The sequence below is a fragment of the Tenacibaculum discolor genome (assembly GCF_003664185.1).
Lineage (GTDB): Bacteria > Bacteroidota > Bacteroidia > Flavobacteriales > Flavobacteriaceae > Polaribacter > Polaribacter discolor.
In genome coordinates, this window is record NZ_RCCS01000008.1 from 37,936 (window position 1) to 56,167 (window position 18,232).

Sequence of the window (18,232 nt, forward strand, 5' to 3'; positions counted from 1 at the left end):
CAAAAAAAACAGTACAAAAGATGGAGTAACTATATAATTATAATAAGTTTAAATAAGTTTTTTCTATAGTAGAGTTTTATACAGAAATTAATTAATAACAACAAAGCCCGAGCTTTAACACTCGGGCTTCTATATTATAACTAATAGTTTTATTTAACTATGAAATTACTAGTTGTTTTTGAGATGGTTTAAATTTTGTTAAAACAATACCGTCTACTGCTTTTTCATATTCTTCCATAGTAGGTGTTCTTCCTAAAATAGTAGACAATACTACTACTGGTGTAGAAGATAATAGAGATTCTCCTTTTTTCTCTCCAGAATCTTTTACAACTCTTCCTTGGAATAAACGTGTTGATGTAGCCATTACTGTATCTCCTGGCTCAGCTTTTTCTTGATTCCCCATACATAAGTTACATCCAGGACGTTCTAAGTATAACATGTTTTCATACTTTGTACGTGCTAATCCTTTAGGTGCATTATCATCAAACTCAAATCCTGAATACTTTTGTAATACTTCCCAATCTCCTTCAGCTTTTAACTCGTCTACAATATTGTATGTAGGTGGTGCTACTACTAATGGAGCATTGAATTCTACTTTACCTTCTTGTGCTTCGATGTTCTTTAACATTTGAGCTAAGATTTTCATATCTCCTTTATGAACCATACAAGATCCTACGAAACCTAAATCTACTTTTTTAGTTCCTTCATAGAATGATAATGGACGAATTGTATCGTGTGTATAACGTTTAGAAACATCTTCGTTATTTACATCAGGATCTGCAATCATTGGTTCAGCAATTTCATCTAAATCAATAACAACCTCTGCATAGTATTTTGCATCTGCATCAGGTTTTAATGCTGGTTTAATTCCTGTTTTAACTTCTTGAATTCTAGTATTCGCTTTTTCAACTAAACCTTTTAATACTTGCTTTTCGTTATCCATTCCTTTATCAATCATGATTTGGATACGGTCTCTAGCAATTTCTAATGATTCAATTAATGTTTCATCTTCTGAAATACAGATAGAAGCTTTTGCTTTCATTTCTGCAGTCCAGTCTGTAAATGTAAAGGCTTGATCAGCTGTTAAGGTACCAATATGTACTTCAATAACTCTTCCTTGGAACACATTTTCTCCATCAAACTGCTTTAACATTTGTTGTTGCGTCGCATGTACTACATCACGGAAGTCCATAAAACTTCTCATGTCTCCTTTAAATGTTACTTTAACTGATTCTGGAATTGGCATTGTTGCTTCTCCTGTTGCTAAAGCTAATGCTACGGTTCCTGAATCGGCACCAAAAGCTACACCTTTTGACATACGTGTGTGAGAATCACCTCCAATAATAATATCCCAATCACTTACTGTAATGTCATTTAACACTTTGTGAATAACATCTGTCATTGCAGGATATTCCCCTTTAGGGTCACGTCCTGTAATTAAACCAAAGTCGTTCATAAACTTCATTAATCTTGGAATATTTGCTTTTGATTTATCATCCCATACTGAAGCTGTATGACAACCAGATTGGTAAGCTCCATCAACTATTGGAGAAATAACAGTAGCTGCCATCATTTCTAACTCCTGAGAAGTCATTAAACCTGTAGTATCCTGAGATCCTACAATATTAACTTCTACACGAACATCAGAACCTGCGTGTAATGTTTTTCCTGGAGTAGTTCCTACTGCATTTTTATTGAAGATTTTTTCAACTGCAGTTAACCCTTGTCCTTCAACAGAAATTTCTTTAGAAGTAGCATATACTTGTGGTACATCAATTCCTAATACTTTAGCAGCAAATGTTTGTAATTTCTTACCAAAAACAACAGCATAAGATCCTCCTGCTTTTATAAACTCCATTTTTTGTGGAGTTAATGCTGTAGAGATATCTTTTAATTCTTTATCTCCGTTATATAATTTCTTAGTTTTTGTATTGATAGTTAAAACAGTACCTGTTTCTACAGAGTATTCTTGCTTTAAAACTGGTTCTCCATCTTCATCAACAATAGTATTACCTTCTGCATCTTTTTGCTTTACCCAGTTTTTAAGATCAATACCAATACCTCCTGTTACTCCAACTGTAGTCAAGAAAATTGGAGAAATTCCGTTAGTACCTGCAATTACTGGTGCAATATTGATAAATGGAACGTACGGACTAGACTCAATACCCGTCCATAAAGCCACATTATTTACACCTGACATTCTAGAAGATCCTACTCCCATAGTTCCTTTTTCAGCAACCAACATCACACGTTTGTCTGGATGTTGCTCTTTAAGTGCTAACAACTCTTTTTGCATATCTTTATTATGCTCAAAAATTGATTGTCCATGTAATTCACGGTCAGATCTTGAGTGTGCATCAGCACCTGGTGATAATAAGTCTGTTGATATATCTCCTACACCTGCTATATATGTAACTACTTTAATTTCTTCCTCTATTTCTGGAAGCTTAGTAAAAAACTCTGCTTGTGCATAGCTTTCAATAAGCTCTTTTGCTATTTTATTACCTGCTTTGTATGCTTCTTCTAAACGCTCTGTATCTGCTTCATATAAGAATACTTGAGTCTTTAATACTTTTGCAGCTTCTTCAGCAATAACAGCATCGCTACCTAAAGCCAAATCAAGTAAAACTTCTATAGAAGCTCCACCCTTCATGTGACCTAACTGCTCTAAAGCAAAAGATGGAGTGATTTCTTCTACTACAGATTCACCAAGAATAATCTCTTTTAAAAAATTAGCTTTTACAGCAGCAGCACTTGTTGTACCTGGTAAAACATTATAAATAAAGAAATTAAGAGAATCTTTTCTGTGTGGATTGTTTTCATCTTTAATTTGTGAGATGATTTCGGTTAACAATTCACTTCCATCAATAGGTTTGGGGTGAAGACCTTGACCTTTTCTTACTTCAATTTCCTTTAGGTAATCTGAGTATGTGTTCATAAAAAAGTTTTGTTTAAAATATTTAGAAGGAAATAGTATAAACTACTATATATTAAAACTGGTTATTACAGCTTTATCCTGTTAATTTTTGCTTAGCAAAAGTAATATTTTAACCTTAATTTTAAAAATAAACAACAAAACAGCCTAAAAAGCAAATTAATTTAATTTGAAAGGTCTGTTTTTAAAAATATCTCAAAAAAACAACTATAAAAACACCATATAATTATCAAATTGATAATTAGATGTTTTTAAGAGATTAGAAAAAAATAGTATAATCATTCTAAATAGGAAAAAAAGCAGACCCATAAGCTGGATTCTGTTCCTTATAAATAAGGTTCTTATCATTTATCTAGTTCTGAGATTACTCTCAGAATCAATCTGCCTACCCCTTAGAATCGCGCGAGTAGCGCTCAAGCTCTAATGTACATGGCATTGCACCGCATAGAGTTTACCTGGTTTCACTACAGCATTACCTGTACATACTTTCTGTTGCACTTGTCCTCGGTTTACACCGGACGGATGTTATCCGCTATGCTACTCTATGGTGTCCAGACTTTCCTACTTACATTAAATTGTAAGTCGATAAGATAGGTCTGCTATTATATTGTTATTAAAATAAAAGTTCACACCTCTATTCATAAAAAAACCCACTCAAAAGAATTGAGTGGGAAAATTGCTATGAAAAAGAAAAAGTGTCTAGAACGTCTCCTAGACACTGCAAATATATAACTGTTTTTCGTTTAAAAAAAATTTTATTTAAAAAAAATTACCTTTTTTAAGATTTTTTTAAGAAAACATATCTTTAACCTTTTCAAAGAAAGATTTATCCGACTTCTGTGGGTTTGGGCTAAAGTTCTCATCTTCTTGCATTTCCTCAAAAAACTTACGTTGATCTTTGGTTAACTCTTGAGGTGTCCATACATTTATATGAATTAAGAAATCTCCATGACCATAACGTTCAATACTTGGTAATCCTTTTCCTTTTAAACGTAAAATTTTACCTGATTGCGTTCCTGGTTCAATCTTAATCTTTACTTTTCCTGTAACTGTTTCTACTTCTTTCGATACTCCTAAAACTGCTTCTGAAAAGTTAATATATAAATCGTAATGGATATTACTTCCTTCACGTTTTAAATTTTCGTGTGGTATTTCTTCTATTAACACTAATAAATCTCCTGGAATAGAGTTTTTACCTGGAGCTTCATTTCCTTTACCTCCTACTTTTAATTGTACTCCTTCAGTTACCCCCTCAGGAATATTAATAGAAACGGTTTCTTCTTTTACTATCATTCCCTGCGCATCTGCTCCACTTGGCTTTTTATCTAGCATTTCTCCTGCTCCATGACAAGTACTACAGGTAGTAGCTGTTTGCATTCTACCTAAGATAGTATTGGTTACACGCATTTGTTGTCCGCTACCATTACATGTTGAACATGTTTTATATGTTACTCCTTCGGCTTGAACTTTTCTACGAACTTTTACCTTCTTTTCAACTCCCTTTGCTATATCTTCTAAAGTTAGTTTTACACGAATACGTAAGTTACTACCTTTTACTCGTGCTTGACGGTGACCTCCACCACCAAAACCACCGAAACCGCCACCAAAGGCTCCTCCAAAAATATCTCCAAATTGGCTAAATATGTCATCCATATTCATACCGCCGCCACCGAAACCTCCATGACCTCCTTCAAAAGCAGCATGACCGTACTGATCGTAACGTGCTTTTTTATTGTCGTCACTTAATACCTCATAAGCTTCTGCAGCTAATTTGAATTTTTCTTCAGCATCTTTATCATCAGGATTCTTATCTGGATGGTACTTGATTGCCATCTTACGATATGCCTTTTTGATTTCAGCTTTTGAGGCTGATTTTGATATTCCTAATATTTCGTAATAATCTTGTTTTGCCATAACTTTCAATGTTCAATTAATTAGTAAACAGTTATTATAATTACTAATAATTGTATTAATGATGATTGTTTTACGCTTGCCCCATTACTACTTTAGGGTGACGAATAATTTTATCTCCTAACTTATATCCCTTCTCTACACAATCAATAATTTTTCCTTTTAAATCATCTGAAGGTGCTGGTATTTGCGTTATTGCATCATGAACTTCTGCATCAAAATCATCTCCTGGTTTTACTTCTATTTCTGTTAATCCTTTTTGAGTTAAGGTATTTTTAAACTTATTATTAATAAGTTCCATTCCTTTTAACAGTTCAGAGTCTTCTGTTTTTTTAATTTCTGCCAAACCTCTATCAAAATCATCCATAATTGGCAGTAAAGCTGTCATTAATTCTTGACTTGCAGTTTTAAAAAGTTCAATACGTTCTTTAGAAGTACGTTTTTTGTAATTTTCAAACTCTGCAAATAATCGTAGATATTTATCTTTCTCAGCTTGAATTAATTCTTCTGCAGTTGGCTCTTCTTTAGCCTCAACCTCTTTATTTTCCTGAGTTTCTTCTTGATTCTCTCCTAAATCGCCTTTTTTAATAGCGTCGTTAATTTCGTCTTCTTTTGTATATTGATCTTTACTCATTGTAAATCGTTTCATGTATTTAACACTTTTTGATTAACAAGAATACTGCCAATAAAAAAAATATGTCATAATGACATTGTAAATATTATTTTATATCTGTCATACAAAAAAGTACATTTATCTTTTGTACAAACAATTCAAAATTATATATTTAAGAAATTTTATTAATTAATTTATAACATAAAAAAGTCCCTCATTATGAAACAGAATTTTTTAAACATTTCAGGAGTTACAATTCTTTCAAAAAACCAACAAAAAAACCTAACAGGTGGTGCTGCTATTGATCTTAGTAAATGTGGATGTGATTGCTCTGGAAGCGTTACAGGTCCTATTTATTGTCATCAATATTTTGCTTGTACGCAAGAATATACATGTAGTGAAGAAATGTAAAAGTTAAAACATAAAAAAAAGCTGTTATCTAAACGATAACAGCTTTTTTATTTCTTGTTTCTAACTAGTTTGGCACAACGCTAACTACTTTTGCCTTTGTAGGCACAATAAATTCTGCTTCTTTAAGGAATTTTATATTAGATAGTTTTGCCTCTCCTATTTGTTCTTCATATCCGTTTTTTAAAGACCACATATGAAATGTCCAATTTGTAGCAATTGGTATTGAATAAACTTCTTCAATTTGATTATACTTAATAGCATGAGGTTCTTTTTCTGCTTTTTCTTTTCCTTTACCAAAGGTTACAATATATGCTGCTCCTTCTAAAATATTTGTTTTTGGATTTTTATATATCACATACCAATCGTCTGGTGCATCACCAGTACCAGATTCAAAAGTCAATCTACCTGTTGTAAAATTTTTAGCCCCCCATTTGCTATCACTAAAATTAGACCAAATAGTTCCTTGATCGTTAAGTTTATATGGTAAGCCTAAAAAATATGACCATGTAAAAATATCAAAACGAGCTGTTGCCATATCCTTTTCATTTACTCCTAATGCATACACTTCTTTTCCATCAAAAATAATAAGTGAACCATCTTCTTTTTCTATTTTTATTTTACCTCCTCCTGGTTCTTGTGTTATAATACCTTTTAAATGTTTTTTTCCTCCAAAAGTTATATCAATGGTATATTTAAGGTATTTCTTACCCATAAATGCATTCTTTTTATGAGCTTTTTCTATTGATGATGTAAAAGTTTGAGAACTTTCTTGTGCTGTAAAAATAGTTACTTGAAATAGCAGTATTGCAAGTATGATTATTGTTTTCATAATATTGATTAAAATTAACCTACTAAGTCGAAATAAACATACTTTAATTACACTTTAATCATAAAAAAATCCCAAATCAATTGATTTGGGATTCATATTTATTTCTTGATGTTACTTTATTAATCATCAATTCTTTCAATTTTAGCTCCAATTGACTTTAAGCGTGCTTCGATATCTTCGTAACCTCTATCAATTTGCTCTATATTATTGATAATACTTGTTCCTTTAGCAGATAATGCTGCTATTAATAAAGAAATACCTGCTCGAATATCTGGAGAAGTCATTTTAGTTGCCTTCAACTGTGATTTAAAGTCATGTCCAATTACTGTAGCTCTGTGTGGGTCACATAAAATTACTTTTGCTCCCATATCAATTAATTTATCAACAAAGAACAAACGACTTTCAAACATTTTCTGATGAATTAACACTGTACCTTTTGCCTGTGTTGCTACTACTAGAACAATACTTAACAAATCTGGTGTAAATCCTGGCCATGGTGCATCTGCTACAGTCAATACAGACCCATCAATATAACTTTGAATTTCGTAACTTTCCTGTTCTGGAATATAGATATCGTCTCCTCTTTTTTCTAACTGAATTCCTAACTTTCTAAATACATTAGGAATTTGTCCTAAATCGTCCCAACTTACATTTTTAATTGTTAACTCAGAACGTGTCATAGCCGCCATACCAATCCAACTACCTATTTCAATCATATCTGGTAAAATAGTATGTTCACAACCTCCTAATGACTCTACCCCTTGTATTGTAAGCAAGTTAGATCCTACTCCAGAAATTTTTGCTCCCATAGAATTCAACATTTTTGATAATTGTTGAATGTATGGTTCACAAGCTGCATTATATATTGTCGTAGTTCCTTTAGCTAGTACTGCAGCCATAATAATATTTGCTGTACCAGTTACCGAAGCTTCGTCTAACAACATCTCTGCTCCTACTAATCCTGTTTCAGTTTCAACTCCATAGAAATACTCTTCACGGTTGTAACGGAATTTAGCTCCTAAGTTAATGAATCCTTCAAAGTGAGTATCTAAACGACGACGTCCTATTTTATCTCCTCCTGGACGTGGAATATATCCTTTTCCAAAACGAGCTAATAATGGACCTACAATCATAATAGAACCTCTTAAAGAACTTCCATCTCTTTTGAATTCTGCTGACTCAAGATATTTTAAATTGATATCATCTGCTTGGAAACTATACGAGTTTTTAGATAGTTTTTCTACCTTAACTCCTAATTCTCCTAAAATAAAAATCAGTTTATTAACATCAATAATATCAGGAACATTATTTATAATTACTTTTTCTGACGTTAATAACACCGCGCATATAACCTGTAATGCTTCATTTTTTGCTCCTTGTGGTGTTATTGTTCCTTTTAACTTGTGACCTCCTTCTATTTTAAATGATGCCATTTACTTTTTTCTATATTTAGTATTTGTTTTTCCTTTTGATTTGTGCTGCCCTTGGCCTCCTCTTTTTCTCAATAGACTCTTACTATCTGTTAAGTCTTCTTCTGTATTACGAATATCTATTTTACCATCAGACAACTCATATAAGTGATCAAAAATCACACTATCGTCAACTGTATCTTTATTCCAGTTTAAATAGCACTTTTTCATATGGTTTGCAATAGTAAATACCAATGCTTCTTTCATTTCTCCTTCTTCCCATGTTAATGCAACATCAATCATGGTTTGAATATTCGTTCCATAAAAACGATATTTTGATGCTGATTTAGGATATGGCAATCGCTCAGGAGATTCTTGTAACTCTTCTTTTGAAGGTGTTTCGTATGGAGAATCAACATCTAATTGAAAATCTGCCATTATATGTAACTGATCCCAAAGTTTATGCTTAAAGTCAGGCACATCTCTTAAATGAGGTTGTAAATTCCCCATTACATCAATAATAGCTTTAGCCATTGTGTTTCGCTCTTCTTTATCTTCTAATGCAATACAATGGTTTACTAATTTTTGTATGTGTCTCCCATATTCTGGGATAATTAATTTGGATCTTTTCGAATTGTATTCTAAATCAAACGTCATTTCTCTATATTTTATCTATGCAAAATAGGTAATTATTATGAATTATCTACCCGATTACTTTCAATTTTGCAAATTGTAACAATAATTTCTTTTTACCTACTGTACTAAACTCTATTTCTGCTTTTTTATTGGGGCCTTTACCTTCTAAAGCTACAACTTTTCCTGTTCCAAATCGGTTATGCTCTACTACATTCCCTACCGTTATTTCTCCATCAAACAAATTCATTTTCGGGCTCATTTCTGAAACCTTTTTCATTTTACTTTTTGGAGGAACCATATTTGGTTTTTCCTTCTTTGCTAAAAATTCTTTTCTCTTTTTTTGAATTGGTTTTTGGAAACGTATTTTCTTTGGTGTATCATCTTCAAACAAGCTAGCATCAATAAATCTATTTACCGAAGGTTCTGGTACTTTTGGAGTTAAGTATTCTAAATACTGATCATCAATTTCTTCTAAAAATCTACTAGGTTCTCCATCGGTTAATTTACCCCAACGATAACGTGTTTGTGCATAAGTTAAGTAAGCTCCTTTTTCTGCCCTTGTTAGCGCTACATAAAATAAACGACGTTCTTCTTCTAACTCACTACGAGTATTCATACTCATTGCTGAAGGGAATAAACTTTCTTCTAAACCTACAATGTATACATAAGGAAACTCTAGCCCTTTTGACAGGTGAATCGTCATTAGTGAAACTCTAGGTTCTTCGTCTTGTTTATCAGAATCAAAATCAGTCGCTAGTGCTACATCTTCTAAAAATGATGTTAACGAAGCATCCTCACCAGTTTCAATTTTATCGGTAATAAAGTCTTTTATTCCGTTTAAAAGTTCTTGAACGTTTTCAACTTTATTAACTCCTTCTGGTGTTCCGTCTTTTTGTAAATCTTTAACTAACTGGGTTTGTTTTACCACCAAATCAGCAATTTCAAAAGCATTTTTTGTTTGTGATTCAATTTGAAAACGCTGAATCATATTTACAAAATTCTGCAACTTTGTTTTGGTTCCAGAATTAAGATTAATATCTACTGTATTGATATTCTTTAAAATATCAAACATTGATTTTTTATAATGATTCGCTGCAATTGTTAATTTATCAAGCGTTGTAGCTCCAATTCCTCTTGCTGGATAGTTAATGATACGTTTTAATGCTTCCTCATCATTCGGATTGATTAAAATTCGTAAATATGATAGTAAATCTTTAATTTCTTTACGTTGATAGAATGAGATTCCCCCGTAAATTTTATATTTAATATCCTTTTTACGCAATGCATCTTCTATTGCTCTTGATTGTGCATTAGTACGATAGAGAATAGCAAACTGATCACTTGTTAGCTGATGATTCATTTGATTTTCCCAAATAGATTGCGCTACAAAACGTCCTTCTTCTCCATCAGAAATTGTACGCATTACTTTTACACTATCTCCTGCATCATTTGCTGTCCAAATTTCTTTGTCTAACTTGGTTTTATTCTTATCAATAACACTATTCGCAGCACGTACAATGTTACTTGTTGAACGATAGTTTTGTTCTAACTTAAACGTTTTTACATCTGGATAATCCTTCTGGAAGTTTAAGATGTTTTGAATGTTCGCACCACGGAATCCATAGATACTTTGAGAGTCGTCTCCTACCACACAAATGTTCTGAAAACGATCTGCCAACGCACGTACTATCAAATATTGAGAATGGTTGGTATCTTGGTACTCATCTACCAAAATATAGCGAAAACGATCTTGATACTTAGCTAACACATCTGGAAAACGCGCCAACAATTCATTCGTTCGCAGTAGTAAATCGTCAAAATCCATAGCTCCTGACTTAAAACATCTATCTACATATTCTTTATAAATATCACCTGTTCTAGGTCTACTTGCCTCTAAGTCGGCTTGTTGTAAATCAGAATTATTAAAATAAGCCCTAACCGTTATCAAGCTGTTTTTAAACGAAGAAATTCTGCTTAAAATTTGCTTAGGCTTGTATCTGTCTTTATCTAAGTTCATTTCTTTGATAATCGCTGTTATCAATCGAACTGAATCTTGTGTGTCGTAAATGGTGAAATTTGACGGATATCCTAATCGGTCAGCTTCAGAACGTAAAATACGTGCAAAAACTGAGTGAAAAGTTCCCATCCAAAGGTTTTTAGCTTCACTATAACCTACAACTTTACCAATACGGTCTTTCATTTCACGGGCAGCTTTGTTGGTAAATGTTAACGATAAAATGTTAAAAGCATCTACTCCTTGCTCCATTAAATAGGCAATTTTGTAGGTCAACACTCTCGTTTTACCCGATCCTGCTCCTGCTATAATTATCATTGGGCCGTCTTTTTGCAAAACAGCTGCTCTCTGTGGTTCGTTAAGTTGCTCTAAATAAGTACTCAATGGAAATTAAATTGAAAGAATTTTAAAAATGGAAAATTAACCAATCTTTTAGGTTTTTTAAAGATTCTAACCCTTTTTTTATTCACTAATTTAAATTACTATAAATTTCAGCTTTAACCCGAATTAACAATAATTCGTCTTAAAACCCTTATTTATAAATATTCGCTTTAAAAACCGAATTATTTGGTGTTTCAAATTTGAAAACCTATTTTTACTAAAATTTATATACATGACAAGTGTAATTACCGGTGATATTATTAATTCTAGAGGTGTTTCTGCTGAAACATGGCTCCCTTTATTAAAGGATTCCTTTAATTCTATTGGAAAAACACCAAAAACATGGGAACTTTTTCGTGGAGATAGTTTTCAAATTGAAATTGAAAATATTACTGACGCTCTTCTCTATGCTATTAAGCTAAAAGCTACTATTAAGAAAATAAAAGATTTAGACATTCGTTTAGCTATTGGTATTGGTAATAAAAGTTTTGATACTGAAAAAATTACCGAAGCCAATGGCGAAGTCTTTATAAATTCTGGATATGCATTTGATTATTTGTTAAAAAAACAAAATTTAGCTTTAAAAACTCCTTGGGAAAATATTAATGAAGAATTTGAAGTTTCTTTAGGTTTAAGTTTGTTAATAATGGATAACTGGACAACTAATTCTGCTGCTTTTGTGTATATGTCAATACAAAACCCTGAGTGTACTCAAAAAGTTATTGCTAAAAAACTAGCTATTTCAGAAAGTAGTGCTAGCGAACGAAGAAAGCGTTCTGGATTTGATGAAATTATGAAACTAGAGAAACGCTATAGAAAACTTATGAATCAGAAACTAACCAACTTATGATATTGTTCTTAAAACTACTTATTGCTCATTTATTAGGCGATTTTGTGTTTCAGCCTAAAAACTGGGTGAAAAACAAAGAGAAAAAGAAAATAAAATCTATAAAACTATATGCTCACATAGGCGTTCATACAGTTTTATTACTATTATTATTACAATTTAACTCTACATATTGGAGTGCTTTTTTACTTGTAATTATTACTCATTACCTAGTTGATCTTGGAAAACTATATCTTCAAAAGAAAAAGAACAAACGTCTATTTTTCTTTTTAGATCAAGCTTTACATATATTCTTTCTAGGGCTTGCCACCTATATTTATTATCCTTTTAAGATTAATATTGACGCTATTTTAACTAAGCAAAACTTATTACTTTTTGCTTCTTTAATTTTTGTTACTTACACCTCTTCTATCATTATAAATACGTTAATTTCAAAATGGAATCCTGAAAAGGGTAATAAATCAACAGAACAATCGTTAGCCAATGCAGGTAGGTACATTGGTTTTTTAGAACGTATATTAATTTTTGTTTTTATTGCAATTAACCAATGGGCAGGTGTTGGTTTTTTACTTGCTGCAAAATCTATATTTAGATTTGGAGATTTAACTGCATCAAAAGACAGAAAGCTTACTGAATATGTACTAATTGGAACTTTATTAAGTTTTGGATTGGCAATTTTAACAGGACTCGTATATTCGCATTATGGAAGATAAAATTATTGAAGGGCTTGCTTATGCCCTACCAGCATTAGTAACTGGCGGTGTGGCTTACCTAATTTTGGGTCGCTTTATTGAACAGGATAATAAAGAAAAAACATTTAATGCTTTAGTTGAAAAAAAGCGTGAAAGTTTACCTACAAAACTACAAGCATATGAGCGTATGTTATTGTTTTGTGAACGTATCAATCCATCAAAATTATTATTAAGAGTTAACCCTATTGGAGATGATACTGATAATTATCTACAACTTTTAATTGGTAACATAGAACAAGAATTTGAACATAATTTAGTACAACAACTATACATTTCTGATGATAGCTGGAAAGCTGTTACTGCTGCTAAGTTGGGTATTATAGCAAAGCTTCGTTCTACAGCAGAAGGTTCTGAAACTGCTAAAGACTTACGAGAAAATGTGTTAATTGACTACTCGCAACAAGAAAGTCCAGCAAATACAGCAATCTCCTTTTTAAAACAAGAAGTAAAGAAATTGATATAAAAAAAAGCATCTATAAGTAGATGCTTTTTTTAATTTGTGACATATGTTCTTTTATATTCTGTTCGTGAACCTTTTATATATTCCGGAATTTCACTTCTACTAATCTTTTTTATACTCAACGGCTTCCCATTCATAACAAGATAACCTTTCCTCTCTCCTAAGAGATTAGAAAATGCCAGATAATTTTTATCAGACCAACCTCCATATTTCTTTTGCATATTATAGGTTTCTGAATTTTTCTTTTTATTAGCACGAATCAAAACAGCTCTATTATTATGGGTACTATACATTCTTACATGCAAGCCATGATTTTTATCATTCTTAATTAAAGCTAAATAAATTTTCGCACCACTTTTAAACTCTCCTAACCAGTAGGTTCTTTGAGAAAAGCTAATAGCACTAATAAATAGAAACAAAAATAAAAGAGTAGTTTTTTTCATAAAAAATTAGTTTAAGCCACTAACTTAAACATTTTTTTAAAGCAAACTAATAAAATATAACTTATTTATTTTAAACAACTTATAAACAACACTAATAAAAGTTTCTTTTTATCTCTTTTTAATTATTTCTCTACTGGTAACTCTAATCTACTAGCCCACTCTGTCCAAGAACCATCATATACACTATAGTTAGTATTTCCTGACTCTTCTGCTCCTAAAGCTAAAATACATGCCGTAATTCCCGAACCACATGAAAAAATCATTTCTTCTTTATTCGGATTCATATCTGAAAATATTTTTTGAAGTTCTTCTTTCGATTTCATCTTCCCTTCTAATTGCAATTCTGAATAAGGCAAACTTTTAGAATTTGGTATATGACCTCCTCTTAAGTCTTTTCTTGGCTCTGGCTCCGTAGCATAAAACCTTCCTTTAGAGCGAGCATCCAATATAACCTTATTATCTCGAGAAGCTTTTAACACTTCCTCCGTAACACTTATTTTTTCCTTATTAAGATTCGTTTTGAAGTTTCCTACTAAGGGTTTTCTTTCTTTTTTTAACTCGACTATATAACCAGCATCTTTCCAAGCTGGTAAACCTCCGTTTAAAACCGCAATATTAGTAAACCCAAATATTCTAAACAACCACCAAACTCTTGGTGCTGAATACACTCCTAAATCGTCATAAACAACAACACAGCTATCATTATTTATTCCTAATTTTTGAGCCTCGTTTTCAAAATGTTTCTCTGACGGAACTGTATTAGGATATTCTCCTTCAACATCTAAAAAGATATTCTTTAAATCAAAGAAAACAGCATTTTGAATCTGCTGTTTTTCTTTTTTATTATCTAATTTTGTCCCTACTTTCTGAATAGTTGCATCAAGAATTATTAAGTTATTTACACTTAAATTATCGTGTAACCAATCAACAGAAACTATAGGTGATTTTACTGTAAGCATACAACAAGTTTATTTTACTTCATCATAATGTTCATCCCATTCATGTGGATGTGGTTTTCCTAACTTCCCTACAGATTTAGCTACTAAAGTAGACACTGTTGCATCACCAGTTACGTTGATGACTGTTCTACACATATCTAACGGTCTATCAACCGCAAAAATCAATGCTAAACCTATTGCTAGTTTATCTGCTGGAAAGCCAACTGATTCTAATACAATTACTAACATTACCATACCTGCTCCTGGTACTGCTGCTGATCCTATTGATGCCAACAAAGCTGTTAAAATAATTGTTAGCTGATCTCCAAAAGTTAAATCGAAACCTAAAGCTTGTGATATAAATACAGCAGCTACAGCTTGATATAAACTAGTACCATCCATATTAATGGTAGCTCCCACAGGTAACACAAAACTCGATACTTCTTTATCAACTCCAATATGCTCCTCTACTCGCTCCATCGTAACAGGTAATGTTGCCGCACTTGAACTGGTTGAAAATGCTAATAACTGTGCTGGGCTTATTTGCTTTAAAAACCATAATGGGTTTTTCTTCGTAAATACACTTATTAAAACCATGTAAAGTGCTACCATTAATAATAATCCTCCTATGACTGTTAATCCATATTTTAGCAACGCTAATAATAAATCTGGATCATTTGAAGAAACCACAACATTTGCTAATAATGCAAACACTGCGTAAGGAGCTGTTAACATTATTAAATCTACCATTTTTAACACGACTTCATTTAATGAATCAAAGAAGTTTTTTAATGGTTTTGCATTTTTCTCACCCACCAACAACATTGATATACCTAAGAAAATAGTAAAGAAAATTACTTGCAACATTGCTTTATTGTTACTCATCGCCTCCATAGCATTATCAGGAACCATGTCTTCTAAAAATTGAAGTGGACCACTCTCTTTTTGCTTACTAGCCTCAGCTATTTTAGCTTGTACACCTTCACTATTTGCATAATCTGCCGTTAATTTTGCTATGGTATCTTCTGAAATACCATCTCCAGGCTGTACAACATTTACTAATAGTAATCCTATTGTTATAGCTATTACTGTTGTACCTATATATATTAATATAGTACGTAAACCAATATTTTTAAATTTTGAAATGTCTTTTAAGTCAGATATACCTTTTACAAGAGAAGCAATAATTAGTGGTACTGCTATTAGCTTTAATAATTTTACGAAAATAGTTCCTAAAGGCTTTATCCAATCAGATACGAATGTCGCTCCATTATCTACAAAAGTCATTCCTAACCCAAATAAAATACCTAAAACCATTCCTATTAAAATTTGCCAGTGTAGTGCAAGTTTCTTCATATAATATATTAATCTATTAATTTTTTTCTGGCCGTAAGGTATAAAGAATTATTTAAAAAAAAGTGACCTTGAGTTCGTATATTGTGTCCCATAAATTAGATACTAAGTACTAACCATATTAAAATAAAAAGATGACTGGAATTTTAGATTTATTAAATAGTGATACCGGAAAGGCAATAATATCTGGTGTTGCTGGCTCTACAGGACAAGATACTAATAAAACTAGTAGTGTTTTAACGATGGCACTACCTGTTTTAATGAAAGCAATGCAACGAAATGCTGCTACACCTCAAGGTGCTGAAAGTTTAAAAAGTGCATTAAATAAGCATGATGGTGGAATCTTAGATAATTTAGGAGATTTATTTAATGGTGGAGTTAACTCTGATGTTTTACAAGATGGTAATAAAATTTTAGGTCATGTTTTAGGAAACAAACAACAAGGAGTGGAAAAAGTTATTGGACAAAAAGCTGGAATGGATTCTGGTGCTGTTGCTGATATCTTAAAAACTGCAGCTCCAATTTTAATGGGATTATTAGGTAAGCAATCCCGTCAAGAAAACATAAATAATTCGAGTGATTTAAGTGGACTTTTAGGAGGTTTACTTGGTGGTAATTCTGCTCAAAAAGAACAAAGTTTCTTAGAACAAATATTAGATGCTGATGGTGATGGTAGCATTGTTGATGATGTAGCTGGAATGATTTTAGGAAACGCTGGTGGTAGTCAACAAAAGTCAGGTGGACTTTTAGGAGGGCTATTAGGCGGAGTATTTGGAAAAAAATAACTTTTCATTTATAATATAATCAAAGGGCAAACATTTGTTTGCCCTTTTTCTTTTAACTACTTTTGCCACGATATTAGTATTTATGGAGAAACTAAAACAACGTTGGGGCATAGAAAACAATTGGGCTTTAGCAGCCATTTTTATAGTTTTCGCAATAAACGGTTCTTTTGCCGCATGGGTTGCTAAACCTATTACTAACTTATTAGGTTTATCTCCACAAACAATGAGCCCTTGGCTATACTATCCTTTAAGGATTTCTCTTATTTTTCCTATTTACCAAACTACTTTACCTTTAGTTGGATGGCTTTTTGGTCAATTTAAGTTCTTTTGGGAATTTGAAAAGAAGTTCTTAAGTAGATTAGGACTAAGTTTTTTATTCAAAAAAGCAAACTAATAATTCAATTATTTAAAAATCAGTTATTTACCTATACTTTTCTCTAAAGTATTTTTTACTTTTGTAATATTATTAGCTAAATAATAATACTTCCTCTCTTTTACTTCCCTTGTTTTAAGATAGAATTACTAACTAAACTCTTTTCTATATGAAAACTTTCCTAAAAGAGACTCTAGCTCTCATAATTATATGTTGTTCGTTTTTAATCTTTCAATCTTGTAAAAAAGAGAAGAAACAAACTGATAATATTACTGAAACCAAAAAAGAAGTTATTAAGAAGAAAAAGGTAATTGAAATTATTACAGAAAGTATGGATTTTCAAATGCCTGATACCATAACTTCCGGTTGGAATACGTTTCGTTACATCAATAAATCTCCACAAACACACTTTTTTCTAATTGATAAGTATCCTGAAGGGAAAAATTCAGAGGATGCTAAAAAATATGTAGCACCCGTTTTTGATGAAGCTATGAAACTTATTAATGAAGGTAAAGCTAAAGAAGGGTTTGCTGAGTTTGTTAATTTACCTGAATGGTTTGGTGAAGTTGTTTTTTTAGGTGGTAGCGGATTACTTTCTCCAGAAAACACAGGAGAAACTACACTTTATTTAAACCCCGGGAATTATATGCTTGAGTGCTATGTAAAAATGAGTAATGGAGTATTTCATACTTCTATGGGAATGGTTAAAGATGTTGTTGTCTCTGATAAAGATTCTGGAAATTCTGAGCCCAAAGCAGATGCTAACATAACGATCTCTAGTACTGATGGTATTGTTTTAAAAGATTCAGTTTTTGCTGGAAAACGCACTTTTTCTGTATACTTTAAAGATCAAATTACGTATGAAAGTTTTGTTGGGCATGATATTAACTTAGTAAAACTACAAAGTAAAACTGATCTTAAGAACTTAGAAAATTGGATGAATTGGGCTGATCCTAAAGGGCTAATTGAACCTGCGCCTTCTGATGTTACTTTTTTAGGTGGTGTTAATGATATGCCTACTGGTAATAAAGCTTATTTTACTGCAATAGTAAATAAAGGTATTTATGGGTTAATTTCAGAGGTTCCTAATCCTTCCGAAAAAAACTTATTTATAACTTTTGAAGTATATTAAATAAAAAGAG

17 protein-coding genes and 1 other RNA gene are annotated in these 18,232 nt (G+C 31.9%); 7 read left to right on the plus strand and 11 right to left on the minus strand.

Annotation, left to right across the window (positions count from 1 at the left end; genetic code table 11):
• Window positions 1-157: 157 nt before the first annotated feature.
• The 4 genes from C8N27_RS10685 to C8N27_RS10700 form a co-directional block, all read right to left on the minus strand.
• Entirely contained in the window at window positions 158-2,938 is a 2,781-nt protein-coding gene (locus C8N27_RS10685) for a bifunctional aconitate hydratase 2/2-methylisocitrate dehydratase (RefSeq protein ID WP_121147365.1), read from the minus strand.
• A gap of 289 nt (window positions 2,939-3,227) precedes the next feature.
• Window positions 3,228-3,538, minus strand: an RNA gene (gene rnpB / locus C8N27_RS10690) — RNase P RNA component class A.
• A gap of 186 nt (window positions 3,539-3,724) precedes the next feature.
• On the minus strand, window positions 3,725-4,849 hold the full coding sequence (dnaJ, locus tag C8N27_RS10695) for a molecular chaperone DnaJ (protein WP_121147366.1): 1,125 nt from the start codon (window positions 4,847-4,849) through the stop codon (window positions 3,725-3,727).
• A 70-nt stretch (window positions 4,850-4,919) separates the two neighbouring features.
• Complete coding sequence (locus C8N27_RS10700; protein WP_099216631.1) at window positions 4,920-5,480, minus strand: nucleotide exchange factor GrpE; 561 nt, start codon at window positions 5,478-5,480, stop codon at window positions 4,920-4,922.
• 198 nt (window positions 5,481-5,678) lie between these two features.
• Between C8N27_RS10700 and C8N27_RS10705 the strand changes: the two genes are divergently transcribed.
• A complete protein-coding gene (locus C8N27_RS10705; RefSeq protein WP_099216630.1) occupies window positions 5,679-5,870 on the plus strand; it encodes a hypothetical protein in 192 nt (63 codons plus the stop codon).
• 64 nt (window positions 5,871-5,934) lie between these two features.
• Here the strand turns inward: C8N27_RS10705 and C8N27_RS10710 are convergent, their stop codons facing one another.
• From C8N27_RS10710 to C8N27_RS10725, 4 genes are all read right to left on the minus strand, one after another.
• Entirely contained in the window at window positions 5,935-6,699 is a 765-nt protein-coding gene (locus C8N27_RS10710) for a DUF6503 family protein (protein WP_121147367.1), read from the minus strand.
• A gap of 119 nt (window positions 6,700-6,818) precedes the next feature.
• A complete protein-coding gene (gene murA / locus C8N27_RS10715) occupies window positions 6,819-8,132 on the minus strand; it encodes a UDP-N-acetylglucosamine 1-carboxyvinyltransferase (RefSeq protein WP_121147368.1) in 1,314 nt (437 codons plus the stop codon).
• Window positions 8,133-8,765: a DUF4290 domain-containing protein gene (locus tag C8N27_RS10720; protein ID WP_099216627.1), complete on the minus strand. Its 633-nt coding sequence runs from the start codon at window positions 8,763-8,765 to the stop codon at window positions 8,133-8,135. It lies immediately after the preceding gene.
• A 46-nt stretch (window positions 8,766-8,811) separates the two neighbouring features.
• Window positions 8,812-11,142: an ATP-dependent helicase gene (locus tag C8N27_RS10725; RefSeq protein WP_121147369.1), complete on the minus strand. Its 2,331-nt coding sequence runs from the start codon at window positions 11,140-11,142 to the stop codon at window positions 8,812-8,814.
• A gap of 229 nt (window positions 11,143-11,371) precedes the next feature.
• Here C8N27_RS10725 and C8N27_RS10730 point away from each other — a divergent pair, with 229 nt between their 5' ends.
• The 3 genes from C8N27_RS10730 to C8N27_RS10740 are packed head-to-tail and all read left to right on the plus strand — an operon-like array spanning window position 11,372 to window position 13,201.
• Window positions 11,372-11,989, plus strand: a complete 618-nt coding sequence (locus C8N27_RS10730) for a SatD family protein (protein ID WP_099216625.1) — start codon at window positions 11,372-11,374, stop codon at window positions 11,987-11,989.
• Window positions 11,986-12,699, plus strand: coding sequence for a DUF3307 domain-containing protein (locus C8N27_RS10735; protein WP_121147370.1), 714 nt, complete (start codon window positions 11,986-11,988; stop codon window positions 12,697-12,699). The genes C8N27_RS10730 and C8N27_RS10735 overlap by 4 nt, the downstream gene beginning before the upstream one ends.
• Complete coding sequence (locus C8N27_RS10740; protein ID WP_099216623.1) at window positions 12,689-13,201, plus strand: DUF7935 family protein; 513 nt, start codon at window positions 12,689-12,691, stop codon at window positions 13,199-13,201. The genes C8N27_RS10735 and C8N27_RS10740 overlap by 11 nt, the downstream gene beginning before the upstream one ends.
• Window positions 13,202-13,230: 29 nt before the next feature.
• Here the strand turns inward: C8N27_RS10740 and C8N27_RS10745 are convergent, their stop codons facing one another.
• The 3 genes from C8N27_RS10745 to C8N27_RS10755 all read right to left on the minus strand — a co-directional run bounded on the left by C8N27_RS10745 (window position 13,231) and on the right by C8N27_RS10755 (window position 15,935).
• Entirely contained in the window at window positions 13,231-13,641 is a 411-nt protein-coding gene (locus tag C8N27_RS10745) for a hypothetical protein (protein WP_099216622.1), read from the minus strand.
• 122 nt (window positions 13,642-13,763) lie between these two features.
• On the minus strand, window positions 13,764-14,600 hold the full coding sequence (locus C8N27_RS10750) for a sulfurtransferase (RefSeq protein ID WP_121147371.1): 837 nt from the start codon (window positions 14,598-14,600) through the stop codon (window positions 13,764-13,766).
• A 9-nt stretch (window positions 14,601-14,609) separates the two neighbouring features.
• Entirely contained in the window at window positions 14,610-15,935 is a 1,326-nt protein-coding gene (locus tag C8N27_RS10755) for a dicarboxylate/amino acid:cation symporter (RefSeq protein WP_121147372.1), read from the minus strand.
• 131 nt (window positions 15,936-16,066) lie between these two features.
• On the opposite strand from C8N27_RS10755, the gene C8N27_RS10760 reads away from it, so the two are divergent.
• The 3 genes from C8N27_RS10760 to C8N27_RS10770 all read left to right on the plus strand — a co-directional run bounded on the left by C8N27_RS10760 (window position 16,067) and on the right by C8N27_RS10770 (window position 18,222).
• Window positions 16,067-16,717 (plus strand): DUF937 domain-containing protein, encoded by a 651-nt coding sequence (locus C8N27_RS10760; protein ID WP_099216619.1) that lies wholly within the window; start codon window positions 16,067-16,069, stop codon window positions 16,715-16,717.
• Window positions 16,718-16,799: 82 nt separating this feature from the next.
• The gene (locus C8N27_RS10765) at window positions 16,800-17,111 is read left to right on the plus strand and encodes a DUF6787 family protein (RefSeq protein WP_121147373.1); all 312 of its coding nucleotides are present in this window, start codon (window positions 16,800-16,802) and stop codon (window positions 17,109-17,111) included.
• Between the two features lie 148 nt (window positions 17,112-17,259).
• A complete protein-coding gene (locus C8N27_RS10770) occupies window positions 17,260-18,222 on the plus strand; it encodes a hypothetical protein (protein WP_121147374.1) in 963 nt (320 codons plus the stop codon).
• Window positions 18,223-18,232: the final 10 nt, after the last annotated feature.

Bases quoted from the DNA above. Each gene is read 5' to 3' on its own strand.
- C8N27_RS10685 (WP_121147365.1), bottom strand. From the start codon at position 2,938: ATGAACACATACTCAGATTACCTAAAGGAAATTGAAGTAAGAAAAGGT.
- dnaJ (WP_121147366.1), bottom strand. From the start codon at position 4,849: ATGGCAAAACAAGATTATTACGAAATATTAGGAATATCAAAATCAGCC.
- C8N27_RS10700 (WP_099216631.1), bottom strand. From the start codon at position 5,480: ATGAGTAAAGATCAATATACAAAAGAAGACGAAATTAACGACGCTATT.
- C8N27_RS10705 (WP_099216630.1), top strand. From the start codon at position 5,679: ATGAAACAGAATTTTTTAAACATTTCAGGAGTTACAATTCTTTCAAAA.
- C8N27_RS10710 (WP_121147367.1), bottom strand. From the start codon at position 6,699: ATGAAAACAATAATCATACTTGCAATACTGCTATTTCAAGTAACTATT.
- murA (WP_121147368.1), bottom strand. From the start codon at position 8,132: ATGGCATCATTTAAAATAGAAGGAGGTCACAAGTTAAAAGGAACAATA.
- C8N27_RS10720 (WP_099216627.1), bottom strand. From the start codon at position 8,765: ATGACGTTTGATTTAGAATACAATTCGAAAAGATCCAAATTAATTATC.
- C8N27_RS10730 (WP_099216625.1), top strand. From the start codon at position 11,372: ATGACAAGTGTAATTACCGGTGATATTATTAATTCTAGAGGTGTTTCT.
- C8N27_RS10735 (WP_121147370.1), top strand. From the start codon at position 11,986: ATGATATTGTTCTTAAAACTACTTATTGCTCATTTATTAGGCGATTTT.
- C8N27_RS10740 (WP_099216623.1), top strand. From the start codon at position 12,689: ATGGAAGATAAAATTATTGAAGGGCTTGCTTATGCCCTACCAGCATTA.
- C8N27_RS10745 (WP_099216622.1), bottom strand. From the start codon at position 13,641: ATGAAAAAAACTACTCTTTTATTTTTGTTTCTATTTATTAGTGCTATT.
- C8N27_RS10750 (WP_121147371.1), bottom strand. From the start codon at position 14,600: ATGCTTACAGTAAAATCACCTATAGTTTCTGTTGATTGGTTACACGAT.
- C8N27_RS10755 (WP_121147372.1), bottom strand. From the start codon at position 15,935: ATGAAGAAACTTGCACTACACTGGCAAATTTTAATAGGAATGGTTTTA.
- C8N27_RS10760 (WP_099216619.1), top strand. From the start codon at position 16,067: ATGACTGGAATTTTAGATTTATTAAATAGTGATACCGGAAAGGCAATA.
- C8N27_RS10765 (WP_121147373.1), top strand. From the start codon at position 16,800: ATGGAGAAACTAAAACAACGTTGGGGCATAGAAAACAATTGGGCTTTA.
- C8N27_RS10770 (WP_121147374.1), top strand. From the start codon at position 17,260: ATGAAAACTTTCCTAAAAGAGACTCTAGCTCTCATAATTATATGTTGT.